Genomic DNA, 26,208 nt, shown 5'->3' on the forward strand with positions numbered 1-26,208 from the left:
TTCTCTCATTCTTAGGATGATTTTTTCTGTCGAGTGAATAAAATTGAAGAAATGACTGATGTTATCGGTAAAACAAGGATCGCTGCACTTGTCGTGACCACTACAGTCACATACTCCAAAACGAAAGTTTTTTCGTTGATCAACTGGCCAAAAGACAACTCTAGATCAATAAACCATAATATCAGGGCTAAACAATTTCCCATAAAAGCAAAAACCAAGGTCGTTACGGTTGTAGCTAAAATTTTTCTACCGATCCGTATACTCGATTTTACTAATTCACGATAGCTTTGTAATGGATCTGTGACGTATACTTCATAGGTCGCACTAGCGATAGATACACTTGCGTCTAACACGGCTCCACTCACACTGATCAATAAAATTGCTCGTGTCAATGCGAAAAAATCCAAGGGTACGTGCAAATCGAACCCTGTCAGCTCATCTAATTCAATCCTTGTAAACCCTTGGATCGCTAATTCAGAAAGAAACGGAGTCACCACTAAGAAAACCACTAAAAAAAGTAATACACTAAGAAAAGCTGCTTTCATTTTAAGATTGTAGCCATTAACAAAAAACAATGTGACACTAGTGATCAACAAAAAAATCACGATGGCACTTGGTAATATTGGCAAACGAAAATGATACAGGAGCAATAGAAGGAAAAACAATAGGACGTTAATGAACAGCCCTAAGATCGTATAAAACCCATTTTTCCCACCAACCAGTAAAATCAATAGCACTAAGAGAAGCGCTAAGAGCAAAAGTACATTCATCAAATCGCCCTCCGATACTTCAAATGGCCTAAATAGCAGAAAAGTGTAATGGGAATCGAAAGGACAATACCTAGACTTCCGCTGATCACACGTAGCAATTCCAACGAGAGGTGCAACTCAATTGCATCTCTCAAGGGCCAACCATTGTTAAAGTAAACAAGTAACATCGGGATCGTCCCACTGACGTATACGAATAGTAAGATATTCGTCATGGAGCCAATTACATCTTGTCCCACCATTTGACCAGACTGCCACAATCGTTTCATCGTTATTTTTGGTTGTTTACTCACCAACTCATCTAAAGTAGTCGTGACTGTGACAACTGTATCCAACACACCACCAGTCATCCCTACTAATAAACTAGCTAAAAAAACGGAACGATACGGTCGAGTCAAGTAACTCATTTCCTCATACCGTAATCCTTGATCGTTCAAATAATCCATTGCGAACAAACAAATTAGAAAAGCTACACCTACACTCGTCATCGTTGCGACGATTTTTATCAGTCCACCTTGTTGCCAACCATCTAAGGCAAAAACGCAAATGATCGTTCCTAGAAAGACAAAAAGGATGCTCGTCATCACCAATGATATCCCTTGGGTCTGCGTGAAACCTTGAAGAAGTAAAATCAATAACAAGAGATTGAGTCCTACACTGATCAAAGTGAATATGCCTGCTTTTCCGCCTACGAATAAGAGTGAACAGATAAATAAACTGGTAAAAAGGAATAACCAGCCGTCATTTTTTTTGCTGAGTATCTGCCACTCATCTCCAATTTTACGTACGAGATAAAGTTGATTCGTCTTAGCTTTTGCATGTTCGATCTGATTTTCTTGGTGCGGAATAAACAGAGTCAGTTCTGTTCCTTTCGCTTGCGTATTCATCAATTCTCCTTTGATTACTTGTTGTTCATTTTCTAGCGATACTTGCTGTACTTGCATGATTGGGTCTTCGTACCATTCAGTGGCATGTTGAATTACCCATGCGGCCACAAAACAACTACAAAGAATCAAACATTTGATCAATAATCGATTTTTTTTCTGCATACGCCTTCCTTTCTGAGGTTGTGAAAGAAGCGATCAGCACTAAGGCAGAAGGCAGAAAAATCGAAAATGGCTTTTTCATTTTTGATTTTTTTGACTTGTGTCCGAAGTGTTGCTTCTTGAACACCGTTTATCTAGGTTGTGAAAGAAGTGCTCAGCTCCGAGAAATAAGCGTGAAGAACCGAAAATTGTTCTTCAAATTTTTGGGGTTTCACGCTTATTTCTGAAGGAGCTACTTCTTGAACACCTTTTATTCGTTTTTAGAAGGAACAGGATATCTAATGTACCTGATCCTTAAAATTGATGGAATGGATAACAACAAACAATTAATCATCGCAAATCTCGAATAATTGTCTTCTATATTAATAAAAAAGCCAACTTCCAAAAATATATCTCTCTTTTCGGAAGTTGGCGCTTATTTCTCAGAAATACTGATCAGCATTTGACAAAAATCAGCGAATGATTTTTATCTTTGATTAGTCTCTTCGTTATGATTTGTGTTCAACTCAGTGATTTTACCTGTAGCTAGATACACGATCCATTCACAGATATTTGTTACGTAATCACCGATCCGCTCTAAATAACTTGCTACGTTGACATAGTCTGTTCCACTGATGACAGTTTCGGGATTTGATTGCATATTTTTGATCGTTGCATTGTAGATCCGATTGAAGGATTCATTGACACGATGATCCATATTTGCAATCGTACGTGCGTCCTTTTCATCTGTTTTAACGTAAGCGACTAAGACATTATCTACCATTTTTTTGACATAATCAGACATATCAGAGATTTCTTTTTCGATTTCAGGAATTCTTGTTTCTCCCTTAAGACGAATCGTTGATTTAGCGATAGAAACTGCGTGGTCAGCCATACGCTCTAAATCTGAACTTGCTTTCATGACTGTGATGATCGTTCGTAGATCAGTTGTCACCGGTTGTTGCAAAGCAATCATTTCAAAACTTTTTTTCTCTAATCGTGTTTCCATATCATTGATCATAATGTCATTTTCAATTACTTCTTTTGCAAGAACTTTGTCGTGTTTTGTATAAGAGCGCACTGATTTATGCACCGCATTACTAACCATCATGCCCATTTCGTAAAATTGATTATGAAGGTTCAATAATTCTTCTTCAAATTGTGTTCGTAACATCCTCTTTCCTCCTTATCCAAATCGTCCTGAGATATAATCTTCCGTTTCTTTTTTATCTGGATTCATAAATATTTTTTTCGTATTGTTAAACTCGATCAAATTGCCATCTAAGAAGAAAGCTGTTTTGTCTGAGATACGTGATGCTTGTGACATATTGTGAGTCACGATGATCATCGTATAACGTTCTCTTAACTCTAATAACATACTTTCTATTTTACCAGTAGAGACTGGATCTAAGGCACTAGTAGGCTCATCTAATAAAATAATTTCTGGATTGACAGCTAGCACGCGGGCGATACACACTCGCTGTTGTTGTCCCCCTGATAAAGACAACGCACTTTTATGCAATTTATCTTTGACATCTTCCCAAACAGATGCTGCTTTCAAGCTTTCTTCTACTACTTGGTCTAACACTTTTTTGTCTTTTTCACCTTTGATTTTCAACCCATAAATGACATTTTCATAGATTGAAAATGGAAAAGGATTTGGTTGTTGGAACACCATACCGATTTCTTTACGCAGTCCAACGATATCTGTTTTAGGACTGTAAATATCATTGCCTTTGTATACGACACTACCAGTGATCGTTACACCAGGGATCAAATCATTCATACGATTCAATGAACGTAAATAAGTAGATTTCCCACAACCAGATGGTCCGATCATCGCAGTGATCTCGCCTTTATTGAAACTTAGATCAATGCCTTTCAAGGCTTCTTTTTCCCCATAATACAGATGAAGATCTTTTGATGAAATAATTTCTTTTGTCATAGCAAGTCCTCCGTCTTAACCAAAATGACCGGACACATAGTCTTCAGTTGCCTGAATCTTAGGTCTAGTAAATATCTTATTCGTCTTGTCATACTCGATCACATTTCCAAGATAGAAGAACGCAGTGTAATCACTGATTCGGGCAGCTTGTTGCATATTGTGAGTCACAATAATAATCGTATAATCTTCTTTTAAGTTGACTAACGTTTCTTCGACAGTCCCAGTTGAAATTGGGTCTAACGCACTCGCTGGTTCATCAAGCAATAAAATATCTGGTTTCATCGCGATTGCGCGAGCGATGCAAAGACGTTGCTGTTGTCCACCTGATAACGCCAAAGCACTTTTATTCAAACTATCTTTGACTTGATCCCATAATGCCGCTTGCTTCAAACTAGTTTCGACGATCTCGTCTAGTTTTTGTTTGTTTTTCTCACCATGCTGTTTCAAGGCAAACGTAATATTGTCATAGATCGATTTACTAAAAGGATTCGGACGTTGGAACACCATACCGATTCGTTTACGCATTTCATAAACATCGATTTGTGGTGCATTGACATCCACATCTTTATACATGATCTTTCCAGTGATCTTCGTGTTTGCGATCCCATCGTTCATTCGATTCAATGAACGTAGATAAGTGGATTTCCCACACCCTGATGGTCCGATCAATGCAGTGATTTTATTCTTTTCAAATTCAAGATTGACACCTTTAATGGCTTCGTTATCGCCATACCATACATGCAAATCATCTGTATGTAGCGCGATATCTTTTTCAGCGCCCATTTTGATGATGTTGGTTTCATTCATATTATATTCTTTCATTCTGCTTCTTCTCCTTAAGCTGAAGTCATTTTACGGTGCAGACGTTTCCCAATTGCTCGAGCACCAAAGTTGAATAGTAACACAGCGATGATCAATACTGCAGAAGCTCCTGCTGAAACGGAAACACCATCGGGCATCGTTCCTTCTGTATTGATTTTCCAAATGTGGACAGCTAGTGTTTCAGCTTGTCGGAAGATACCGATCGGGCTTGAAATGCTAAATGGATTCCAGTTAGTAAAATCTAAGGCTGGCGCACTTTGACCAGCGGTATAGATCAACGCTGCGGCCTCACCGAAAATACGACCAGAACTCAAGATGACCCCTGTCAAAATACCTGGTGTCGCTTCTGGAACGACGACACGAAGCACTGTTTCCCAGCGAGACAATCCTAGAGCTAAACCAGCTTCACGTTGGGTATAATGGACAGCTTGTAAAGATTCCTCGACCGTACGAGTCAATAAAGGCAAGTTGAATACTGTCAATGCCAACGCACCTGAAATGATCGAGAACCCATATTGGAATTGGATAACGAAAACCAAGAATCCAAATAAACCGACAACAACAGAAGGCAATGAGCTAAGAATCTCGATGGATGTGCGGATCACATCTGTCAACCAGTTCTTCCCTGCATATTCAGATAAATAGATCCCTGCACCGAGTGAAATCGGAAAACTGATGATCATCGTGATGATCAGTAAATAGATGGAGTTGAATAATTGGATACCGATCCCGCCACCTTCTTGATACGCTTTTGATGGTTCAGTCAAGAATGACCATGAGATATGCGGGATACCGCGAACTAAAATATAAAGAAGCAACGCAGCGAGGATCAGGACGATGATGCCTGAAATCACATATAAGACACCTGTTGCTATTTTATCAGAACGTTTTGCATTCATTATTTCAATTCTCCCTTCTTACCAATCAAGCGGATAACGATATTAAAGAATAATGACATCAAGAGTAGGATCAAGGCTAAAGACCATAACACGTTGTTTTCAACGGTACCCATGATCGTATTACCGATACCCATCGTCAAGATCGATGTCAGCGTTGCAGCTGGAGTGGTAAAGCTTGTTGGCATCAATGCCGCATTACCGATAACCATTTGGATCGCTAAGGCTTCACCAAAGGCACGAGCCATCCCAAAGACGATAGCTGTCAAGATCCCAGGAATTGCTGCACGTAAGACTACTTTATATGTGGTTTGCCATCTCGTTGCGCCCAACGCAAGGGAAGCTTCACGATAGTGTCTTGGTACGGCTTTTAACGCATCGACTGTCATCGTCGTAACCGTTGGTAAGATCATTACGAACAACACAAATGTTCCGGCTAAAATACCAAAACCAGTTCCGCCAAAAATGCCACGAATGAATGGAACGATGACGGATAGACCGATAAAACCATAAACAACTGAAGGAATACCTACAAGCAGTTCAATGACCGGTTGTAAAATCTTTGTTCCGTTTTTCGGAGAGATTTCTGTCATGAACACAGCTGCTCCGATGGCAAAAGGTGTTGCAATGATCGCAGATAAAAAAGTAACGATAAACGAACCCGCGATCATTGGTAGGGCTCCTACCATTGGTTTTCCATCAGGTCCGAGTGCGCTCGGATTCCAATTTGTTCCAAATAAGAAATCAAAAACATTGATTTTATCAACAAAAAAGGTCGCTAACCCTTTGCTGGCAACAAAATAAAATATTGCTAAAACAACCACTACAATCAATGCAATACATAAAAAGCTGATAAACTTTCCACGTTGTTCCATTTTCGAGCGCTTGGATTTAGTTACTAGTGCTTTTTTTACATCTTCCACAGATGATTCCTCCTTGGTCCTTTAACATACCTATACAGTCTACTAAGCGAATATCAATTTGATTTTAATAACATGTAAATTTTTTGCTAACTTTGTAAATTTTGTGTAAAGATGGTTAATTCACCACATTACCTTCCCAATCGCGTTCAACTTTCATACTCGACACTGGAATATAGCCTAAATCACCGACAATATTTTTTTGCACTTCATCTGATAAGATATAGGCTAAAAAGTCTTTCGTTAATTGACTTGTGTCTTTTCGCGTATACATATGCTCATATGCCCAAATCGTCCAATCATTCGTTGTGACATTCTCGTCTGTTGGCTCAACTCCGTCGATTTTCAGTGTATCCACATCTTTTGATACGTAAGAGAATGCGACATAGCTGATTGCTCCTGGCGTATCAGCAACGATTTGACGGACCATTCCACTAGAATCTTGCTCCTGGGAACGAATCGCTGTTTCACCGTCTAAGACCCATTTTTCAAAAGTAGCTCTCGTTCCACTACCTGCTGCACGGTTCAAGATCACGATTGGCTGATCTTTTCCACCTAGTTGTTTCCAGTTCGTCAGTTCACCAGTAAATACTTTTTTCAAATCTTCCATCGAAATGTTTTCGATGCCGACCTCTTTATTGACAATTGGTGTGATGCCCACTACTGCTACTCGATGGTCGATCAGTGCGGACGCATCGATCCCTGATTTCTCCTCTGCGAACAAATCGGAATTACCAATCTCAACAGCGCCTGATTGGACTTGCGATAAACCAGTACCACTTCCGCCACCTTGTACATTAACAAATTTGCCGGGATTTTCTGATTGATATGTCTCAGCAACCGTTTCAACTAAAGGTTGTAAAGCGGATGATCCCACCGCTGTGATCGATTCTCCTTGGTCGACCAGGTTTGAACACCCAGACATTGTTATAAATAGTGCTATCATTGGTATTATTAATCGTAATTTTTTCATTAGAAATCTCCTTCAATCCTAAAGTATTTCCATTTTAACATTTTCACTATTACTTGAAAATCAATTGATTTTATTAAATAACAAATAATTTAATTTAATTAAAAAAAATACTATCTCAATAAATTTTTCTATGCTATACTGGCATTGAAATGTGTCTCTGTATCAAGCAAGCATTAACTTATTTCTTGCTTTCCCCAAAAAACAAGAAATACCCCAAAAGTTAATTCCCGCTCTTGCGAGACGCTTTCTCCATTTCTTGTAATAAAACTACAGAAATGGCCCCGATAGAAAAGGACATGAAAGTCTGCTCTTATGAGTGTATTTCATGTCCTTTTTTGTTCAGTTTTTTACAAGAGTGGCGAAACAAGTCGAGCCAATCCTTCTTTTAGCTTGATCATCCAGCCCCGAGCCTCGTAACGTTCTTTTGTCAAACGATCAGAAACCTTTGAATCTTCAAAAAATGCCCCTCGCACTTGGGTAGCGATCCGTTCGTCATAGATCAGTGTATTGACCTCAAAATCTAACCGGAAAGAACGAACGTCGATATTTGCTGAACCTACAGAAACGATCCCGCTATCAATGATCATTGTTTTCGCATGGATGAATCCATTCTCATATGTTTCAATGACAGCACCATATTCGATCAATTCAGCGGCAAAAGAATACGTTGCCCAATAGACTAATGGATGATCTGGTTTATTTGGGATCTGCAAATGGACCTTTACACCGGATAACAATGCCAATTTCAACGCTTCATGGATTGATTCATCTGGAATATAATAAGGCGTTTGGATCAAAATCTCCCGCTTAGCCAATGAGATCATTTTAAGGTACGTCATTTTGATTTGTTCATGTTCTGAATCAGGTCCACTCGTCACGACCTGTAAGGCAATCTCACCAGTTGATGCAATACTTGGGAAAAAGCGCGCCGCATAGTTTACTTCTTTTGTATGTTGAGAATTCCAATCCATCAAGAAGCGATTTTGTAACGCATAGACTCCTTCACCATAGATACGCAAATGATTATCTCGCCAATAACCAAATTTTTGCACGAGACCCAAATACTCATTTCCCACATTGAATCCACCCGTATAACCAATTTTCCCATCGATTACTACGATCTTTCGATGATTTCGATAATTGATTCGCGGGTTCAGATAAGGAACAAAAAGCGGAAAAAAGAAAGCAACTTCTCCACCAGCTTCTTTTAACTCATGGAAAAATTTGGTTGAAACTTCCGTCGATCCCCATGCATCCAGTAAAACTCTTACTTGCACCCCTCTGCGGACAGCAGAAGTCAATGCTTGGCATACCTCGATCCCTAAGCTATCGCTACGATAAATATAATATTGTAGATGGATATGATCAGTTGCCTGTTCAATGTCCTCGATCAAACGATCAAATTTTTCTCTTCCATCGGTGAACAGCGTAACGTCATTGCTTGTGGTATACAGTGTGCTTTCTCCAACAGTTAACATATAAATCAACTGTTTGACATCCACTTGCCCAGTCGGAGGATGTGGATATAATCCCCGCATCAATGCCTGTCGATCCTCTTCGATTTCTAAGTTCTTACCGATCTTTCCTTGGATCTTCAAATCAAAAATCTTATCTTTTGAAATCCCACGTCCAAAGAAAATGTAAAGGAAAAACCCTAGGATCGGGATAAAAGTCAGTACAAGTAACCATGCCCAAGTTTGAGCAGTTTCTTTTCTTTCGGTAAAAACGATCACTAAAGATAATAATGTATTCGTAAGTAGTAAGATCGTCGAAAAATTGTCAAAAATAATATCCATTGCCTCACCTCTTATCCGGCTATCCTCCTTAGGATAGCGAAGTTGTTTTTTAAAGTAAAGAAAAACCACTGATTTGTCTATCAGAAAAACCGACTTTCTTAGAATACTATAGATAGACACGATAGAGTAAGTATATTTTTCTATAAAATAGATTTTACGTATAAAAAAAATTTTATACAAAAAAAAACCAGCAGGATCGCTCCCACTGGTCTGCTTTATATCTTTGTTTAAAATTTCAAAAATCTTCTCATTGAAATAATCGAACCTAATGAACCAATAATGATACCAATACCGGCCATCAATGCGTCAATTTTCCAAACGATATCCTGTGGCTGTATCAATGAATAATTTGAGCGCAACAAGGTTGGATTGAGCAATCTGTATACTTCCTGATACCCAAAAGTGAGGATCAATACAGGAATAATGGCTCCGATCAAACCGATCCAACCACCTTCAAGGAAGAAAGGCCAACGGATATAGCCATTCTTGGCACCAACTAAACGCATGATCTGGATCTCTCTTTGCCGTGAAATGATCGTGATACGAATCGTATTTGAGATCAAGAACATCGCGACAAACAATAACAAGGCAGCTGCTGCTAATCCCCATGTCCGCACTGCCGCAGCAATATTAAAGATTCGGTCAGACGAAGTACCACCATAATCCGAACGGAAAACATTTTTTAACTTCGCAGCTTCTTCAGAAACTTCTTTTGTATAAGAAGGTTGTGTCGTTGTTACAACATACACATCGTATAACGGATTACCGTCTCCTTCAAATAAACTCCAAGAATCACCCATTTGATCCTGGATTTTCTTTAATTCTTGGTCTTTACTTGAAAATTCAACTTTATTGACATGATCAAGCTCATTCAATTCCTTTTCGAGCGTTTCCATATCTTTCTCATTCGTTCCGATATCAACGAACACAGAAACATCCACGTTACCTTCGATGTCTTCAGCTAATTTAGTCGCATTCATGATGATTGCCATAAATACTCCAACTAATGTCAATGTGATCGTTACTGCACTGATTGATGCGACAGTCATCCAACCGTTACGTTTTAAACTTTTGATACTTTCTAATAAATGGCGGAAAAAGGTTCTAATCATCGTATCCATATTCCCCTTCCGCTTGGTCACGAATAATCCGGCCATTTTCAATGGCGATTACGCGGTGACGAATTGTATTAACGATCGTACTATTATGTGTAGCCATAACAACAGTCGTTCCTTGGGCATTGATTCGATCCAACAACTTCATGATTTCCCATGAGTTTTCCGGGTCTAAGTTTCCTGTCGGTTCATCTGCAATCAATACTTTTGGTGTATTCACAATTGCCCGGGCAATCGAAACACGTTGTTGTTCCCCACCTGACAATTCACTTGGGAAAACACGTACTTTATGTTTCAAGCCGACTAAATCTAAAACTTCCATGACACGTTTTTTTATGTCACGAGGTTTTCTGCCGATGACTTGCATCGCATACGCGACATTTTCATATACTGTTTTTCGAGGTAACAATTTATAGTCTTGGAAAACTACTCCGATTTCTCTACGTAAATAAGGTACTTCACGATCCTTGATATCTATCAGATCATGGCCAGCAACGTTCAGCGTGCCCTTCGTTGCTTTTTCTTCTCGGTACATCAACTTGATGAATGTAGATTTACCAGCACCAGATGGTCCTACTACATAGACAAACTCTCCTTGGTCAATGACGATCGAGAGATTTCGGATAGCTGTGGTACCATTTGAGTACTTCTTCATTACATCCTTCATTTCAATCATGGCGTTCTCTCCATATCTTTTCAGTCTTTAGTCATTATAGCATGGGAATGTTTCAGCTTGCTTTCGAAATCTTACAATTTTATTTCAATTTACTATTAATCGTGAGTAAGCTATATGTGCATTTTTAAATAGCCATCGATGAATGGGTCTAACTCGCCATCCATCACTGCTTGGACATTTCCTGTTTCTACATTGGTCCGATGATCTTTGACCATCGAATAAGGATGGAAAACATAAGAACGGATTTGTGAGCCCCAGCCAATTTCCATTTGTTCTCCACGTAGTGCTGCTGCTTCTTGTTCTTTCTTTTCAACTTCCAATTGATAAAGTTTCGCTTTCAGCATCCCCATCGCTTGTTCACGGTTTTTTAATTGTGAGCGTTGTGCCTGACTGGCAACGACTGTTCCTGTTGGCAAATGCGTGATCCGTACAGCAGACTCTGTTTTATTGATATGCTGTCCACCCGCTCCACTTGCTCGGTAAGTGTCGATCTTCAAATCATCAGGATTGACCTCGATATCGATCATGTCATCTAATTCTGGCATGACATCGACTGAACAAAATGACGTATGTCGGCGTTTCGCCGAATCAAATGGCGAGATCCGAACAAGGCGATGTACGCCTTTTTCTGATTTCAAATAACCATAGGCATTATGTCCTTTGATCAATAATGTCACACTTTTGATACCAGCTTCATCACCGGCTTGGTAATCTAACATTTCCACTTGGTAATTGTGTTGTTCTGACCAACGTGTGTACATTCGTAACAACATACTTCCCCAATCCTGAGATTCTGTTCCCCCTGCACCTGGATGCAGCTCAACGATGGCGTTATTGCGGTCATAAGGTCCATCTAGTAACATGGCTAATTCGTAAGTTGTCATTTTTTCAGCTAAAGCACTGATTCGCTCTTGTGCTTCTTCTTGCATTTGCGCATCTGGCTCTTCTTGTAACATTTCCACCATCAATTCTAGTTCTTCTAGCTCTTGTGCGAGTTCATTGAACTGATCATAGGTTTCTTTGTTTGCATTATTTTCATTGATCACTTTTTGTGCAGCTTCACTATCATCCCAAAAACCTGGTTCAGCCATTTTTGCTTCTGCTTCAGCAATATCTTCTTCCAGCTGATCTAAGTCAAAGAGACCCCCTAAAACTTGTGACTTTCTCTTGCATTTCGGTTAGGAGGTTTCGAATTTCAGAAATTTCCATTTCGATTTCCTTCTTTCTGTCTAATCTTCATTGTTTAGTCTACCAGAATCTTGAACGAACAGAAAGAATAAGATGCGACATGGTCGCTCCTTTCCCTTTTCATTCTGATCTTAATGGTAGTCGTATATGTGCCAAAAGGAACCTCTTCGGAAATAAGGTGGAATCCACAAAAATTCAACGAACAATTTTTGCGGATTCCACCTTATTTCTTGAGGCTTAGCACTTCTTGACCTCAGGGAAGTCATAAAACAAAAAAATGTTTCGTTAAGATTCCCTATCTATTTTAGTTTGTGAAAAGGAACGAGCACTCTCATATGAAGTGAGTTCCTTTTCTGAATTGATCAAGTCTCATTGCTCGGTATGAACGATTTCTTTCAATAGGAAAGATTACATCTCATTCTTGCCATGACAATTTTTGAATTTTTTACCACTGCCACATGGACATGGGTCATTACGACCAACTTTATTTACACTGACAGGCTGTGATTTCACATTCAATCGGCTGTTTTCTTTCGCGCCACCTTCTGTTGGTTGAACAGGTTGCCCTTGAGACACTTGTTCACGTTGGACGTTTTGACGGATCTCAGCTTTCATAAAGATACGTGTTACTTCGTATTCGATCGCACCAATCATGTCTTCAAACATTTTGTAGCCTTCTGTTTGGTATTCGACAAGCGGATTGTTTTGTCCATAAGCACGTAGTCCGATTGATTGACGTAATTGATCCATTGCATCGATGTGGTCTGTCCATTTTGAATCGACAACACGTAAGATCACGACTTTTTCAAACTCAAGCAATTGCTCAGGACCATTTAATTGTGAAGCTTTCGTATTAAAGATTTCTTGTGCTTTTTCATTTAAGAAATCTTTGATTTGTTGTGGTGTCTTGCCTTCTAGATCAGCCATTGAAATACTGTCTTCATGGACAAGTGTACTACCAGCAAAGTCGACGATTCCTTCAAGATTCCAGTTTTCTTTCTCAAGTTGCGTGTGGGCATCCACTACTCGACTGATTGTTCGTTTGACCATATTCATCAATGGTTCAGATAGACTTGTTTCTTCCATGATCACGTCTTGACGTTGTTTATAGATGACTTCACGTTGTTCACGCATCACATCATCGTATTGAAGAACGTTTTTACGTGTGTCGTAGTTGTTTCCTTCTACACGTTTTTGCGCTGATTCAACTTGTTTCGACAACATCTTACTTTGGATCACTGCATCCTCTTCACCGATCTTCATGCGTTCCAAGAAAGCTTTGATTCGTTCTGAACCGAATCGTTTCATCAAGTCATCTTCAAGAGACAAGTAGAATTGTGACATCCCTGGATCTCCTTGACGACCTGCACGTCCACGTAACTGGTTATCGATACGTCTTGATTCGTGACGTTCTGTACCAATAACAGCTAATCCACCCAACTCACGAACACCTAGACCTAACTTGATATCCGTACCACGACCAGCCATGTTCGTTGCAATCGTAACTGCCCCTTTTTGACCAGCATTCATGATGATCTCGGCTTCTTTAAAGTGGTTTTTGGCATTTAGTACTTCATGAGGGACGCGTTCTCGGTTCAATAAATCAGAAAGCAATTCAGACGTTTCAACAGCGACGGTACCTACAAGAACAGGTTGTCCTTTACGGTAACGATCTTTGATATCTTGAACGACTGCATTGAACTTGCTTGTCAATGTCGGATATAACAAATCTGGACGATCATCACGAATGACCGGACGATTTGTAGGGATTTGAATGACTTGGATGTTGTAGATTTCTCTAAACTCTTCTTCTTCTGTCTTCGCTGTCCCTGTCATACCAGATAATTTCTTGTACATACGGAAATAGTTTTGGAATGTGATCGATGCCATCGTTTTTGTTTCATCTTCGATTTCTACGCCTTCTTTGGCTTCAATCGCTTGGTGCAAGCCATCAGAATAACGGCGTCCATCCATGATACGACCAGTAAATTGGTCAACGATCATTACTTTTCCATCTTGGACCACATAGTCGATATCTAAAATCATGATATAGTTTGCGCGTAATGATTGATCGATATGATGCGTTAAAGCAGAATTTTCGATATCATATAAGTTATCTAAACCGAAAGTTTCTTCCGCTTTTTCAATTCCAGCTTCAGTCAAGCTGATCGTTTTTGATTGAACATCGATTTTATAATCTTCTTCTTCTTTCAATCGTTTGACAAAGTTATCAGCACGCGTATATAACGCAGTTGACTTTTCTGCTTGTCCAGAAATGATCAATGGCGTTCTTGCTTCATCGATCAAGATCGAATCGACTTCATCGACGATCGCATAGTTCAATGGACGTTGTACCATTTGATGACGATAAACAACCATGTTGTCTCTCAAATAGTCAAACCCTAGCTCGTTGTTTGTACTATACGTAATGTCACAATTGTAGGCTTCACGTTTTTCATCTGCTGATTTTGAATTGATATTCAAACCAACTGTCAAACCTAAGAAGTTGTATAACTCACCCATCTCATTGGAGTCACGAGTAGACAAGTATTCATTGACAGTAACTACGTGAACGCCTTCTCCTGTCAAAGCATTTAAATAAACAGGCATCGTAGCAGTCAAGGTTTTCCCTTCACCGGTACGCATCTCTGGAATATTTCCATCATGAAGGACGATCCCCCCCATTAACTGCACAGGGTAAGGGTACAACCCTAATACGCGTTTTGCTGCTTCACGAACGACTGCGAAAGCTTCTGGTAAAAGTTGATCTAATGTTTCCCCTTTTTTATATCTTTCCTTAAATTCGGTTGTCTTTGCTTGTAATTGTTCATCTGTTAATGCTGCCATATCATCAGCATGAGCTTCGATTTTCTTTACAATACTTTCTAAACGTTTTAGTTCTTTCTTATCATTTTCGATAATCGAACGAATAAAATTGGCCATGCGTTGTTTAATCTCCTTTTATATAATATCCAAACTATGTAGACTCTGTCTCTTATTTTATCATTAGTTGTGGATAAATGAAATAACTTAAGTCAATTAAAGTGATATCTTCATAATTATTTCATATTCTTTTTATCTATCCAATCCGAAAAAAAAGCTTGCAGTAGTCATTCGAGACCACTGCAAGTTTTTTTCATGTTATTATTTCGTTATTTATCAATCAGTTTCGATCAATCCATATTTGCCATCTTTACGACGGTAAACAATGCTTGTACCATTCGTTTCTGCATCTTCAAAGATGAAAAAGTTATGGCCTAACATATTCATTTGTAAAACAGCTTCTTCGCTGTCCATTGGTTTCAATGACAAGCGTTTTGTACGAACGATATCTAATTCAGACTCATTTTCTTCTTCGTCTTCATTATTGAACATAACCGCCGCATTTGCTGTATTCAAACCAGTTTCGCGAGATTTACGATTGATTTTTGTTTTGAATTTGCGGATTTGACGTTCCAATTTATCAACAACCAAATCAATACTTGCATATAGATCAGGTGAAGTTTCTTCGGCACGTAATACGAGATAAGGTAATGGAATCGTAACTTCCACTTTTGCTGTTTTTTCAGTATAAACTTTTAAATTCACATGCGCCGTAGCATCGGGAGCATCGCTGAAATAACGTTCTAATTTTCCTACTTTTTTCTCTACGTAGTCACGAATCGCTTCAGTTACTTCGATATTTTCGCCGCGTACATTATATCTAAACATAAAAACTACCCCTTTCATCTACCACAATCAAGAAGGAGAAGGACCACTCTTTCCCTCTTCTTACTTCTATTATATCGAACTCGTAAGCATTTGCAAACTAAATCGCTGTCATTTTACTACTGTTTCTACAAAAAGCTTATCTAGCAAGTGAGAACGTCTGTACTTTATTGGGTGACTGCGCCAAAAGGCAGGACGCTGCATGGAACATCGTTTGGCCAGTCGTATAAACATCATCGATCAGCAAGATATTTTCCCCTTTGATTGTAGGTGTAGATGGCTGATAAACAAATGGTTGGGTCGTAATCAAACGTTGCACTCTTGTTTTCTTGGATTGTGGTATATGGTGTTTTTCTCTGATCAGCAATTCTTGAAAAGGAAGCCCAGCAGCTCTCAATAGTTCACTCACTTGGTTAAATCCTCTTTCGTTGATCCTTTCTGTAGACAATGGAATCGGACAAAAAACAAATGACTTGTATTGTTTTCGCAATTCTTGCAACTCTACACTAAATGTATGTGCCAACAGGATATCCCCCATGAATTTATATTGTTTGAGCCAAGTACGGAACGCTTGATCGTAGCGGAAGAACGCACGATGACAAAAACGATAGTCAGGGTAACGTGCCTGCCAATTCAAGCAATCTCGGCAATAGTCATGTTGATCAATCGCTTGTTTATTCAATACTTTTTGGCAGCCTTCACACTGGTGGCGACTCTTCTGTCGTATTCGTTGAAATAAGAATTGACATTCCTGGCAACATCTCGCTACTTTTTTCAGTCCAAGCAATTCACCGATTGTTATATTTCTGCTAAATATTTTCTTACAATATACGCATTTCATCTCGTTGCTCTTTTCCTTTTTTATTCATTTGTTTGATTTCTTTACACGCTTTTACGATAGCATGCGTCTTTTCTTCATAGAAAAAATAGACCTGACTATTCGTGAATCCTCCCTTTCGATCGGCACGTCCAGCAATTTGGACCAGTGATGATTTGCTGAATACCGGATGGTCGGCGCCTAAAACAATGACTGAGATCCGTTCAAAAGTCACCCCACGCTCTAAGATCATCGTGGTCAAAAACACATCGTAGTGTTGCTCTCTCATATTTTGGACTTTGCTACTACGTGCTTCATCTTTTGAAGAGGCGGATGTCATACGACAAGACAATTGTTTTTTTAATTGTTTCTCCAATTGCTCCATTAAAGAGATACTTGGGCAAAACAATAGCACATGGTTTTCTTTGACTAGCTCTTGGATCAAGCGACACAATCGTTGATTCTTTTTTGGGTGCAAACAGCGATTTGCCCACTGATCCCAAAAAAGCAGTTTCGGTTCTGGCAATAATCGCTGATGAAAGCGTAAAGCCAACTGATGAACACTCAAAGCTGTTCGGCTTTTTTTCAATAACTGGTCATCGGGTGTCGCACTTAAATATATCAGTTGGCCATTTCTTTGTAGCGCGGTTGCCACTGCATAAGCTAACCCTTGATCCCCCACAAATGGAAAAGCATCCACTTCATCTACTACTAAAAGAGCAAATGCTCGGTAAAAACGATACAACTGATGCGTTGTACAAATCACTAAAGAACCATAGCGATCAGGTCCTTCTGATTTCCCATGAAGCAAGCGGATCCTTTCTTCTGGGAAGACCTGGCTAAGTCGTAGGTATAATTCCTGACAAACATCGATCCTTGGTGAGGCGATAGCAACTCTCCCACCTTTAGCTAAGGTAGCGTGGATACTGGCGTAAAGCATCTCTGTCTTGCCTGAGCCTGTAACTGCCCAAACCAAATGCTCACCCGATCGTTCACATAGATCATCTGAAATTTGCTGTTGTAGTGTTGTTAATTGACCTTCCCAATAGTGGTTTACATGACGCTTCTTTCCATTTGGTTGTTCGAATAAGTAGAGCTGTTGCAGGGTATCGCAACGCCCCAAAAACAGACAGTGGGGACAGTAGTAGGTAGACGCATTGAGCCTTGCTGATTTCAAAGGGGTCGTTTGACTGCAACGATTGCAATAAAGCTGCTTCTTTTTTACTGTGACTGCATCGACCACTTCATAGTTCAATTTTTTATAAGAATGTTCATTCCCATATACTTCTCTAGTTAATAATCGTCTGCCAAAAAAATCTTCCGCGTGCATGTGTACTTCTCTCCCTTCGCAAAATAGATACGCAAAAAAAGAAATCCTTCATGCAGAATCAATCGGATTGATCCAATTAGAAAATCAGCTAATCAGCGGACGAACGAACGCGATGATTTCAATGGAAAACAAAAAAAGTATGAAACTGAATCCGCGGACCATTTCTTTAACAGAAACTTTCGGACTCAGATCATACTGATATATGTAGCTAGACCTAAAATTGGACTTGAATCGAGAGATTGGATCAACAGCTAGAAAAATAGTTATTCGTCAAACAACCAACTGGATTTGACTAATTGATTGAATACGATAAATTCTTTTTCTAAATTGATGACCACCACTTCATAGCCAGCATTGATCCAGCCATAGGCGCCTTTTTCAGGATGTTTATAGTCGTTCGCCCACCAATCAGTACTTTCTCGTGCAGAACGGGGCAAGGCACTACTTGGAAAAAGCAACTCATCGATTTGAGTAAATGTCAGCGTGATTTGAGAGCCACCATTTGTCTTTAAATAATGAGTGATGGCATCATACTTTTTGACTCGTTCTTTCATGTTACGCACCTCACTTTTCTTTATTATCCCATATTCCCTTCGTTAAGCAACTATTAACATAATTGTCATGCAGAAAAAAATTCTCTATACTTGAAAAGAGACGAGAACAAACAATGAAAGTAGTGAAACAGATGTTAGAACGTTATTACACGATCAAAGAAAATGGTCAAAGTGAGCTTGAAATAAAAAAATCACGTTTTATCTGCTCACTGAAACGAGTAGAAACAGAAGCAGAAGCAAAACAATTTATCCAAGAAACGAAAAAAGAACATTGGAAAGCCAATCATAATTGCAGTGCGTTCGTGATTGGTGAAAAAAATGAGATCCAACGAAGCAGTGATGATGGTGAACCAAGTGGAACTGCCGGTGTACCGATGTTAGAAGTCATCAAAAAAAATGAACTGATCAATGTGGCTGCTGTTGTGACTCGTTATTTCGGCGGGATCAAGTTAGGTGCAGGTGGCTTGATTCGTGCATATGCGCATTCGGTTTCCCACGCATTACAAGAAATCGGCATTGTTGAAGGGACATTACAACAAGAACTATCGATTCATATTGCCTATCCCCAACTAGGAAAAATAGAAAACTTCTTGGCACTTCAGCAGGTGAATGTGAAAGAAATCCGCTATACAGAAAAAGTCATCGTTGTTTGCATGATCAATGAAAAAGAGGTCATTGCGTTCCAAGAAGCTATCATTGAACTTTTGAGCGGTCAAGTGACATTTACTGAAGGAGCTGTTTCTTATTATGAACAACTCATTCAAACAAGAGACTAAGCCGGATCATATCGAAAAGACCAAAGAATAGGAGGCAGTTATGCCGATGACTATTCTCTGGTCTTTTTATTCAATATGAACGATCATCTTTCTAAATAAAACTCAAAACGGTCGCCGACATATTGGGTACGTACGTATTCAAATGGCGTGCCATCTTCAAAGTAAGAAATCTGTCTTAAACGTAAAACGGCATCTCCTCGCTTGACCTCTAAATATTCAGCAATTTTTTCTGAAGCTAAGACTGCTGAAATTGTTTGTTTCGCCGCACCGATCTTGTTCCCTCTTTTTTCTTCGAGTGTTCGATACAGTGACTCCGTAATTTCTGCTTTGCTGTATCCGTCGATGATTTTTTGCGGAATACTCGCAATCTCAAAACAAATAGGGATATCATCAGCAAAACGAATACGTTCCATTCGTAAGATGGTATCATCTTTTTTTAGTTGCAATTTCTCCATTTCACTCGAACTCGGTGACGTGAGAAAATAAGAAATCGTTCGACTGGATGGCACACGATTTTGTGATTCCATGATTTCGGTAAAACTGGTTGCACCAGACATTTTTTCTTGGACCTTTTCTCGTGCCACGTAGGTACCTGATCCAATTTTTCTTTCAAGGATTCCTTCGTCGGCTAGGTTTTGGATCGCTTGTCTTAAAGTCATTCGACTAACATTGAACTTGATGGCTAATTCTCTTTCTGAAGGAAGACGATCTCCGATTTTCCAGACGCCTTGCTCGATTTCACTTTTGATTTGATCGTGAATTTGTATATATACCGGTAATTGATTCGACATAACATCTACCCGTCCTTTCATTTCTATTTTATTATAACTGGTATATACCTAATTCTCAACAAAAAAGAGCCCACCATGCTGTTCATTCCACTGCCTTACCCTCCGACACAATAACCTTTAGAAAGAATTTTTTTTATCTTAGCTCCTGTTCAATGAGTACTTAAAGTAACAAGTATGCCTATTCTTACTCGTAAATGATAAAATCAAAAAGGCTCTCTTGCTAAACTCAACCGATAAATTATGGATTCAATGTTTTCATGGCCGTTGCCATCATCAAACGGATGCGATTCAATTGATTGACTATGGAAGCACCTGGATCATAATCGATTGCAGTAATGTTGGCTTTTGGGTAACGATGACGCAGCTCTTTGAATACCCCTTTTCCAACGACATGATTCGGTAGACAGCCAAATGGTTGCATGCAAACGATATTAGGGACATCATTCTCTAACAATTCAATCATCTCACCGGTTAAAAACCATCCTTCACCGGTCTGATTGCCAATTGATAAAATCTGGCTGGCTTCATCTGCTAATTGATGAATTGGTGTTATTCCATCAAAACGTTGTGATTTCCTTAACGCTTTATCCATTGGCTTTACAACATATTCAATCAAGCGGATAAGAAATTGTGCGACCCATTTACTTTTTTTTGAATGACCTAAGTGTTCATATTTCCAGATTTGGTTGTATATCGAATAATTCATAAACCCCATGATATCAGGAACAACGACTTCAGCGCCTTCTTCTTCTAATAATCGGACGATATCATTATTGGCCGTAGGTGAATACTTGACTAGAATCTCTCCAACAATTCCTACTTTAGGTTTCCTTTGATTCGTTAGCGGAACCGTGTCAAAATCATGGATGATTTTCGCCATATTTCGGTTGAAGTTTGTCAAAGAACCATTTTTGACATTGCGTTCCACTCGTTCAAGCCATTGATGGTGCATTTCATCAATCGCGCCTTTTTCTATCTCATATGGTCGAGTACGGTAAATGACCCGTTCAAAAAGATCACCATATAAAAAAGCAACCGCTAAACGTTTCAATAATGGCAATGTGAACGTAAAACCAGGAGAAGATTCTACCCCTTGATTGCCGAAAGACACAGAAACTACGGGTATCTGTGGGAAGCCAGCTTCATCAAGCGCCTTTCGAAGCAGTGGGATATAATTAGTCGCTCGGCATCCACCTCCCGTTTGGGTCATCATCACACTGGTATGATTTAAGTCATATGTGCCACTTTCCAATGCCTCGACTATTTGCCCGATCGAGATGATTGCTGGATAACACGCGTCATTATTGACGTACTTTAACCCGACATCAATGGCACTTCCACTGTTTCTTGGCAAACAAACAACTTGATATCCTGAGGCTTTTAAAGCAACATCAACTAAACCAGATTGATGGATAGGACTCAACATTGGCAATAACAAGGTATGTGTTTTCTTCATTTCTTTGGTAAAGGTGATTTTATCTGGTGTATGAAATTGTTTCGTTGGGCGAAATTGTTGTTTGGTTCGTGCATTGACTGCCGCTTTTAATGAGCGCAAGCGTATCCTGATAGCACCTAAATTTGCGCCTTCATCGATTTTTAGTACAGTGTATAACTTGCCATATTGCGCCATGATTTCTTCCACTTGATCAGTTGTCACCGCATCGATACCACACCCGAAAGAGTTTAATTGAACTAGTTCTAACTCCTTAGATTTTGCGACGACTCGGGCAGCAGCATATAATCTTGATTGATAGACCCATTGATTCACTACTCGTAATTGCCCCACATCTCCTAGATGAGCGATGCTATCTTCTGTCAACACATGGAAGCCTTCTTGTGTGATTAATTCTGCAATCCCATGGTTGATTTCCGGATCTAGATGGTAAGGTCGACCTGCAAGGACGATGCCACGTTCATTATTCTGATGTAGCATCCTTAAGGTTTCTTCTCCTTTTTGTTGGATCTCTTTTTTAAAATCAGCTAATGCTTCATATCCTTGGTGTAAAGCTTCTTTTATTTGATCTTCTGAAAACCCATAGTCAGAAAATGTTTGGTGTAACGTCTTTGCCACTGATGCTTCGTTCGCTAGATTCAAAAACGGCTGACGGTAATCGATCCGTCCTTCCCGAATCGCATCAACATTGTTTTTAATGACATCTGGATAACTTTGAACGATGGGACAATTAAAATGATTGTCCGCTTGGTTATTCTCTTTCTGCTCAAAGATCACGCCAGGATAAAAAATGCAGGAAACACCAGCATCGATCAGTGATTGGATATGGCCATGCACCAGCTTCGCTGGATAACAGACGGTATCACTTGAAATCGTGTCGATCCCTTGTTCGTAGATTTCCTTACTCGATCGAGGGGATAAGACTACTCGAAAACCTAAAGAACGAAAGAAAGTCTGCCAAAGTGGAAAGTTTTCATACATATTCAATACTCTTGGAATCCCGATTTCACCGTTGACAGCTTCTGTTTTTCGTAATGGGCGGTAACGGAATAATTGCCGAGATTTTTCAGCCACTAAATTGATTTTCTTATCGGCTTTTTTGATTTTGATCTGCGCCCCACGTTCACAACGATTACCAGAAATCAGTTTCCGACCATCAGAAAATAAAGTGACCGTCAACAGGCAATTGTTCTCACACAACCCACAGTGCGTCAGTTCTTTTTCTGTCGTCAGCTGAGACAATTCTTCGAAGGAGAGTAGTTCACTTATTTCCCCTTTTTGATATTCTTCCAGAGCAATCAAAGAAGCGCCATATGCACCCATCAATCCTGAGATAGAAGGACGAACAACTTCTCTTCCACTGATTTTTTCAAATGCTCGCAAGACTGCATCGTTGTAAAAGGTTCCACCTTGACACACGATCTTATTGCCTAGATCTTCTGGTTTTCTGATTTTGATTACTTTGTAGATCGCATTTTTGATCACAGAATAAGATAAACCAGCCGAGATGTCTCCAACAGAAGCACCTTCTTTTTGGACTTGCTTGACCTTTGAATTCATGAAGACCGTACACCTGGAACCTAAGTCCACAGGGTTCTTGGCTGAAATAGCAGCAACCGCAAAATCTTGGATTTCATAACCTAATGACTTGGCAAACGTCTCGATAAACGAGCCACAGCCTGAAGAACAGGCTTCGTTCAATTGGATCGAGGACAATGCGCCGTCCTTGATCGTCATTGCCTTCATGTCTTGTCCACCGATGTCTAAAATAAAATCGACACCTGGTTGAAAAAAATTTGCTGCTTTATAATGCGCCATCGTTTCGACTTCGCCAATATCGATTTTCAACGCACTCTTGATCAACGCTTCACCATAGCCAGTCACTACCGCTTTACCGATAAAGCAGTCTTTGGGCATTTGCTGATACATATTTTTCAATACGTTGATGGTTGTTTCTAAAGGCTGTCCTTCATTGTTTCCATAAAATGAGAATAATAGCTCTCCTGATTGATTGATCAAGGTGACTTTCGTCGTCGTTGAACCAGCATCAATACCTAGAAAAGCCACCCCCTGATGGGTAGCTAGAGCGCATTCTTGCACCTTCGCTTTTTCGTGTCGGCTGCGAAAATCAGCTAACTCTTGATCGTTCTGAAAAAGTGGCGCTAAAGAACGAGAATGATGAAGCAACTCTTGTTCTTGGCTTTCCAATTTCTGGATTAATTCACCTAGTGTCTTTTCCTTTGAAGCTTTTGCGTGATAAGCTGCCCCTAATGCCACGAATAGTTGCGGATTTTCTGGAAAAACCACTTCTTCTGTCGATAAGCCAAGGGTTTCAATAAAGCGTTGGCGCAATTCGGACATAAAGTAAAGTGGGCCACCTAAAAAGGCGACCTTTCCTTTGATCTTTCTTCCTGCTGCTAAACCAGCGATCGTTTGATTGACGACGGCTTGAAAAATACTAGCAGCAATATCGGCTTTCGCCGCTCCTTCGTTGATCAGTGGTTGTACATCCGTTTTAGCGAATACACCACAGCGAGAGGCAATTGGATAAAGCTGTTGATACGCTTTGGCTAGTTCATTCAACCCATTTGCATCGGTTTTCAATAGTGCTGCCATCTGATCAATAAATGCGCCTGTCCCTCCCGCGCAGCTACCGTTCATTCGTTGTTCTAAAGAAGAACCAAAAAAGGTGATTTTGGCATCTTCTCCTCCTAATTCAATCGCTACATCTGTTTCGGGAATCCTTTCTTCGATCGTTTTTGTACATGCAATCACTTCTTGGATAAAAGGCAATTGTAGATGTTCCGCTAATCCCATCCCGCCAGACCCAGTGATTGCAAAAGCAATCGCCTGATCTTGTAAAGTTGTTTTGGCTTCTTCTAATATGTTGATGGTTGCTTTTCTGATATCTGCATAATGTCGTTCGTATTTAGCAAAAAGAGTTTCGCCATGGTTATCAAGAATCACTAATTTGACTGTCGTTGAACCTACATCGATACCTCCGTACATTTTCATCGTCTCGCCACCTTCTTAAAAAGACGCTTTGTTGAACATTGAACAAAGCGTCTGTTATACTACATATATCTATTCTAAAACGATTTAGAGCGATTGCAATAAGCAATAATTGTCAGTTTGTGAGATAAACAACAATCGTGAGCGATTTGTCGACCAAAAGTAAGGAGATTTTTATGATGAAGAAAAACGATCTTCGAGTGAAACGTACCAACAAAATGATTATTGAAGCGTTCTTACGTTTACTAGAAACAAAAAGTATGGAGCGAATCACGATCCAAGAAATCGCCGATGAAGCAATGATCAATCGTGCGACCTTTTATGCTCATTTCAAAGACAAACAAGATCTTTATGAGCATTTATTCCATATTGCTATCCAGACATTTACCTCGATCTTAGATTTGGAACCCTTGATGGAAGGTAATAAATTGAAGCTGAAACGGGTCAACCGTGCCTTAACTCAAATTTACCAATTGGTTGCTGAGAACAAAGCTATATTTATTACGACTTTGGACGGCACTTCGATCGAATTTTTCAGGAAAAAATTGAAAATTTTCTTATCTGAAAAATACGCAACTATTTTTGATCGTCTAAAAATCACAGAGAACGAACTAGAAGTACCTATCGATTTTATCACAGAATACATAACTGCCATTTTTACCGGTACTTTACATTGGTGGGTCACCAGCGATACCGAGATGACACCAAAGCAATTAGCTACTTTAGTCATCAAATTAGTGGGAAATGGTCACTTGACCGTCTTAGGGATCGAGATTGAAAAATAACAAAAGCTCTGAAGAACACAAGATTATGTGAACTTCAGAGCTTTTGTTATTCTTAACGATTTTTAGACAACCATTTTTTAGTATGATTCGTTGGACGTTTCGCTTTGATTTGGACAAATTTTTCTGATTTTTTCGGTACATGGATCTCTACATTGTACTTCTCCGATTTGATCATATCGTAAATTTTTTCTGCTGTTTCATCTACTTTTTGTTTCCACTTCATTTGTGCCGCCTCCTTTTTTTCTTCTTATATCTACTCTAGCCTATAATAGCAAAATCAGCAAGAAACAAGGTGTTTTACACAAAAAAAAGAGTGATCTTCAACTGATCACTCTAGGAACTGGGGTAGCTGGATTCGAACCAACGCATGAGGGAGTCAAAGTCCCTTGCCTTACCGCTTGGCTATACCCCAATGAAATGGAGGAGAGTGGATTCGAACCACTGAACCCTAAGGAACGGATTTACAGTCCGTCGCGTTTAGCCACTTCGCTACTCCTCCGAAAGGTTTGTATCAACCTGACTTAGTTATAATACCTAATTTTCCAAGTGATTGCAACCCTTTATTGAAAATTTTTTTGATATTTTTTTATTCGTGTAAATTCCAATGACGAATCACTGTTTCTATCGCATTTTCAAGACTTTTTTCTTTGCCAAAGTCTTCTTCTCCCAAGAAAATCTCAAATTCTTTTGGTCCATACGCTAAAATTTCACCGATCATTTTTTTACCAATAAATAACTGCGTTACATCATATGTGTTCCCTTTGATCGTTTTTTTGATCTCTTCGGTACGCACTTCAATATCTTTATTCTTTTTTGACATTATTTCCCACCTCCTCAATAGTTTATCACATTTAACGGC

At 39.4% G+C, this 26,208-nt stretch carries 23 protein-coding genes and 2 tRNA genes; 2 read left to right on the top strand and 23 right to left on the bottom strand.

Translation table 11 applies throughout. From position 1 onward, the window contains the following. Positions 1 to 11: 11 nt before the first annotated feature. From IGJ00_RS10900 to IGJ00_RS10980, 17 genes are all read right to left on the bottom strand, one after another. On the bottom strand, positions 12 to 770 hold the full coding sequence (locus tag IGJ00_RS10900) for a YibE/F family protein (protein WP_074799550.1): 759 nt from the start codon (positions 768 to 770) through the stop codon (positions 12 to 14). Then, positions 770 to 1,816 carry a YibE/F family protein gene (locus tag IGJ00_RS10905; protein ID WP_142433285.1) on the bottom strand — a complete coding sequence of 349 codons (1,047 nt, stop codon included), beginning with the start codon at positions 1,814 to 1,816 and terminating at the stop codon, positions 770 to 772. The genes IGJ00_RS10900 and IGJ00_RS10905 overlap by 1 nt, the downstream gene beginning before the upstream one ends. 463 nt (positions 1,817 to 2,279) lie before the next feature. Further along, a complete protein-coding gene (phoU, locus tag IGJ00_RS10910) occupies positions 2,280 to 2,966 on the bottom strand; it encodes a phosphate signaling complex protein PhoU (protein ID WP_074799552.1) in 687 nt (228 codons plus the stop codon). Positions 2,967 to 2,978: 12 nt separating this feature from the next. After that, positions 2,979 to 3,737: a phosphate ABC transporter ATP-binding protein PstB gene (gene pstB, locus IGJ00_RS10915; protein ID WP_010734920.1), complete on the bottom strand. Its 759-nt coding sequence runs from the start codon at positions 3,735 to 3,737 to the stop codon at positions 2,979 to 2,981. 15 nt (positions 3,738 to 3,752) lie between these two features. Continuing rightward, a complete protein-coding gene (pstB, locus tag IGJ00_RS10920; RefSeq protein WP_074799553.1) occupies positions 3,753 to 4,559 on the bottom strand; it encodes a phosphate ABC transporter ATP-binding protein PstB in 807 nt (268 codons plus the stop codon). A 14-nt stretch (positions 4,560 to 4,573) separates the two neighbouring features. After that, positions 4,574 to 5,458 (bottom strand): phosphate ABC transporter permease PstA, encoded by an 885-nt coding sequence (gene pstA, locus IGJ00_RS10925; protein WP_071866761.1) that lies wholly within the window; start codon positions 5,456 to 5,458, stop codon positions 4,574 to 4,576. Further along, the gene (gene pstC, locus IGJ00_RS10930; RefSeq protein ID WP_034687410.1) at positions 5,458 to 6,378 is read right to left on the bottom strand and encodes a phosphate ABC transporter permease subunit PstC; all 921 of its coding nucleotides are present in this window, start codon (positions 6,376 to 6,378) and stop codon (positions 5,458 to 5,460) included. The genes pstA and pstC overlap by 1 nt, the downstream gene beginning before the upstream one ends. A gap of 115 nt (positions 6,379 to 6,493) precedes the next feature. Next, entirely contained in the window at positions 6,494 to 7,348 is an 855-nt protein-coding gene (locus IGJ00_RS10935) for a phosphate ABC transporter substrate-binding protein PstS (RefSeq protein ID WP_071866760.1), read from the bottom strand. Positions 7,349 to 7,695: 347 nt separating this feature from the next. Then, a complete protein-coding gene (cls, locus tag IGJ00_RS10940) occupies positions 7,696 to 9,144 on the bottom strand; it encodes a cardiolipin synthase (RefSeq protein WP_071866759.1) in 1,449 nt (482 codons plus the stop codon). Between the two features lie 227 nt (positions 9,145 to 9,371). After that, a complete protein-coding gene (gene ftsX, locus IGJ00_RS10945) occupies positions 9,372 to 10,256 on the bottom strand; it encodes a permease-like cell division protein FtsX (protein WP_307725285.1) in 885 nt (294 codons plus the stop codon). Further along, positions 10,249 to 10,935, bottom strand: a complete 687-nt coding sequence (ftsE, locus tag IGJ00_RS10950; protein ID WP_071866757.1) for a cell division ATP-binding protein FtsE — start codon at positions 10,933 to 10,935, stop codon at positions 10,249 to 10,251. The genes ftsX and ftsE overlap by 8 nt, the downstream gene beginning before the upstream one ends. A 110-nt stretch (positions 10,936 to 11,045) precedes the next feature. Beyond that, a protein-coding gene (gene prfB / locus IGJ00_RS10955; RefSeq protein WP_178946468.1) for a peptide chain release factor 2 occupies positions 11,046 to 12,144 on the bottom strand; the annotation gives its coding sequence in 2 pieces (ribosomal slippage) (positions 11,046 to 12,071 and positions 12,073 to 12,144; 1,098 coding nt in all). Between the two features lie 387 nt (positions 12,145 to 12,531). After that, a complete protein-coding gene (secA, locus tag IGJ00_RS10960; RefSeq protein ID WP_086334961.1) occupies positions 12,532 to 15,066 on the bottom strand; it encodes a preprotein translocase subunit SecA in 2,535 nt (844 codons plus the stop codon). A 216-nt stretch (positions 15,067 to 15,282) separates the two neighbouring features. Beyond that, a complete protein-coding gene (hpf, locus tag IGJ00_RS10965; RefSeq protein ID WP_010734910.1) occupies positions 15,283 to 15,834 on the bottom strand; it encodes a ribosome hibernation-promoting factor, HPF/YfiA family in 552 nt (183 codons plus the stop codon). Between the two features lie 136 nt (positions 15,835 to 15,970). After that, positions 15,971 to 16,672 (bottom strand): ComF family protein, encoded by a 702-nt coding sequence (locus tag IGJ00_RS10970; RefSeq protein WP_071866754.1) that lies wholly within the window; start codon positions 16,670 to 16,672, stop codon positions 15,971 to 15,973. Continuing rightward, the gene (locus tag IGJ00_RS10975) at positions 16,653 to 17,978 is read right to left on the bottom strand and encodes a DEAD/DEAH box helicase (protein WP_074799558.1); all 1,326 of its coding nucleotides are present in this window, start codon (positions 17,976 to 17,978) and stop codon (positions 16,653 to 16,655) included. Before IGJ00_RS10975 ends, IGJ00_RS10970 begins: the two co-directional genes overlap by 20 nt. A gap of 263 nt (positions 17,979 to 18,241) precedes the next feature. Next, entirely contained in the window at positions 18,242 to 18,532 is a 291-nt protein-coding gene (locus tag IGJ00_RS10980) for a DUF7662 domain-containing protein (RefSeq protein ID WP_010734907.1), read from the bottom strand. A gap of 131 nt (positions 18,533 to 18,663) precedes the next feature. On the opposite strand from IGJ00_RS10980, the gene IGJ00_RS10985 reads away from it, so the two are divergent. Next, complete coding sequence (locus IGJ00_RS10985; RefSeq protein ID WP_142433297.1) at positions 18,664 to 19,308, top strand: YigZ family protein; 645 nt, start codon at positions 18,664 to 18,666, stop codon at positions 19,306 to 19,308. A gap of 83 nt (positions 19,309 to 19,391) precedes the next feature. On the opposite strand, the gene IGJ00_RS10990 is transcribed toward IGJ00_RS10985, so the two are convergent. Continuing rightward, a complete protein-coding gene (locus IGJ00_RS10990; protein WP_010734905.1) occupies positions 19,392 to 20,099 on the bottom strand; it encodes a GntR family transcriptional regulator in 708 nt (235 codons plus the stop codon). Between the two features lie 238 nt (positions 20,100 to 20,337). Then, positions 20,338 to 24,567: an acyl-CoA dehydratase activase-related protein gene (locus IGJ00_RS10995; RefSeq protein ID WP_438844433.1), complete on the bottom strand. Its 4,230-nt coding sequence runs from the start codon at positions 24,565 to 24,567 to the stop codon at positions 20,338 to 20,340. 173 nt (positions 24,568 to 24,740) lie between these two features. On the opposite strand from IGJ00_RS10995, the gene IGJ00_RS11000 reads away from it, so the two are divergent. Then, positions 24,741 to 25,349, top strand: coding sequence for a TetR/AcrR family transcriptional regulator (locus tag IGJ00_RS11000; protein WP_081355916.1), 609 nt, complete (start codon positions 24,741 to 24,743; stop codon positions 25,347 to 25,349). Between the two features lie 52 nt (positions 25,350 to 25,401). Here IGJ00_RS11000 and IGJ00_RS11005 read toward each other — a convergent pair whose 3' ends face one another. The 4 genes from IGJ00_RS11005 to IGJ00_RS11020 all read right to left on the bottom strand — a co-directional run bounded on the left by IGJ00_RS11005 (position 25,402) and on the right by IGJ00_RS11020 (position 26,169). Beyond that, on the bottom strand, positions 25,402 to 25,572 hold the full coding sequence (locus IGJ00_RS11005; RefSeq protein WP_010734900.1) for a hypothetical protein: 171 nt from the start codon (positions 25,570 to 25,572) through the stop codon (positions 25,402 to 25,404). Between the two features lie 117 nt (positions 25,573 to 25,689). Next, positions 25,690 to 25,761: transfer RNA gene (locus IGJ00_RS11010), tRNA-Gln, on the bottom strand. Positions 25,762 to 25,767: 6 nt separating this feature from the next. Next, positions 25,768 to 25,848: transfer RNA gene (locus IGJ00_RS11015), tRNA-Tyr, on the bottom strand. Between the two features lie 87 nt (positions 25,849 to 25,935). Next, positions 25,936 to 26,169, bottom strand: a complete 234-nt coding sequence (locus IGJ00_RS11020) for a DUF2969 domain-containing protein (RefSeq protein ID WP_071866749.1) — start codon at positions 26,167 to 26,169, stop codon at positions 25,936 to 25,938. Positions 26,170 to 26,208 lie beyond the last annotated feature (39 nt).

This window comes from Enterococcus sp. AZ062, from assembly GCF_051715065.1.
GTDB lineage: Bacteria > Bacillota > Bacilli > Lactobacillales > Enterococcaceae > Enterococcus_B > Enterococcus_B mundtii.

Excerpts from the sequence above, each read along its gene's own strand:
- IGJ00_RS10900 (WP_074799550.1), bottom strand. The coding sequence starts at position 770 with ATGAATGTACTTTTGCTCTTAGCGCTTCTCTTAGTGCTATTGATTTTA.
- IGJ00_RS10905 (WP_142433285.1), bottom strand. The coding sequence starts at position 1,816 with ATGCAGAAAAAAAATCGATTATTGATCAAATGTTTGATTCTTTGTAGT.
- phoU (WP_074799552.1), bottom strand. The coding sequence starts at position 2,966 with ATGTTACGAACACAATTTGAAGAAGAATTATTGAACCTTCATAATCAA.
- pstB (WP_010734920.1), bottom strand. The coding sequence starts at position 3,737 with ATGACAAAAGAAATTATTTCATCAAAAGATCTTCATCTGTATTATGGG.
- pstB (WP_074799553.1), bottom strand. The coding sequence starts at position 4,559 with ATGAAAGAATATAATATGAATGAAACCAACATCATCAAAATGGGCGCT.
- pstA (WP_071866761.1), bottom strand. The coding sequence starts at position 5,458 with ATGAATGCAAAACGTTCTGATAAAATAGCAACAGGTGTCTTATATGTG.
- IGJ00_RS10935 (WP_071866760.1), bottom strand. The coding sequence starts at position 7,348 with ATGAAAAAATTACGATTAATAATACCAATGATAGCACTATTTATAACA.
- cls (WP_071866759.1), bottom strand. The coding sequence starts at position 9,144 with ATGGATATTATTTTTGACAATTTTTCGACGATCTTACTACTTACGAAT.
- ftsX (WP_307725285.1), bottom strand. The coding sequence starts at position 10,256 with ATGATTAGAACCTTTTTCCGCCATTTATTAGAAAGTATCAAAAGTTTA.
- ftsE (WP_071866757.1), bottom strand. The coding sequence starts at position 10,935 with ATGATTGAAATGAAGGATGTAATGAAGAAGTACTCAAATGGTACCACA.
- secA (WP_086334961.1), bottom strand. The coding sequence starts at position 15,066 with ATGGCCAATTTTATTCGTTCGATTATCGAAAATGATAAGAAAGAACTA.
- hpf (WP_010734910.1), bottom strand. The coding sequence starts at position 15,834 with ATGTTTAGATATAATGTACGCGGCGAAAATATCGAAGTAACTGAAGCG.
- IGJ00_RS10970 (WP_071866754.1), bottom strand. The coding sequence starts at position 16,672 with ATGAAATGCGTATATTGTAAGAAAATATTTAGCAGAAATATAACAATC.
- IGJ00_RS10975 (WP_074799558.1), bottom strand. The coding sequence starts at position 17,978 with ATGCACGCGGAAGATTTTTTTGGCAGACGATTATTAACTAGAGAAGTA.
- IGJ00_RS10980 (WP_010734907.1), bottom strand. The coding sequence starts at position 18,532 with ATGAAAGAACGAGTCAAAAAGTATGATGCCATCACTCATTATTTAAAG.
- IGJ00_RS10985 (WP_142433297.1), top strand. The coding sequence starts at position 18,664 with ATGTTAGAACGTTATTACACGATCAAAGAAAATGGTCAAAGTGAGCTT.
- IGJ00_RS10990 (WP_010734905.1), bottom strand. The coding sequence starts at position 20,099 with ATGTCGAATCAATTACCGGTATATATACAAATTCACGATCAAATCAAA.
- IGJ00_RS10995 (WP_438844433.1), bottom strand. The coding sequence starts at position 24,567 with ATGAAAATGTACGGAGGTATCGATGTAGGTTCAACGACAGTCAAATTA.
- IGJ00_RS11000 (WP_081355916.1), top strand. The coding sequence starts at position 24,741 with ATGATGAAGAAAAACGATCTTCGAGTGAAACGTACCAACAAAATGATT.
- IGJ00_RS11005 (WP_010734900.1), bottom strand. The coding sequence starts at position 25,572 with ATGAAGTGGAAACAAAAAGTAGATGAAACAGCAGAAAAAATTTACGAT.
- IGJ00_RS11020 (WP_071866749.1), bottom strand. The coding sequence starts at position 26,169 with ATGTCAAAAAAGAATAAAGATATTGAAGTGCGTACCGAAGAGATCAAA.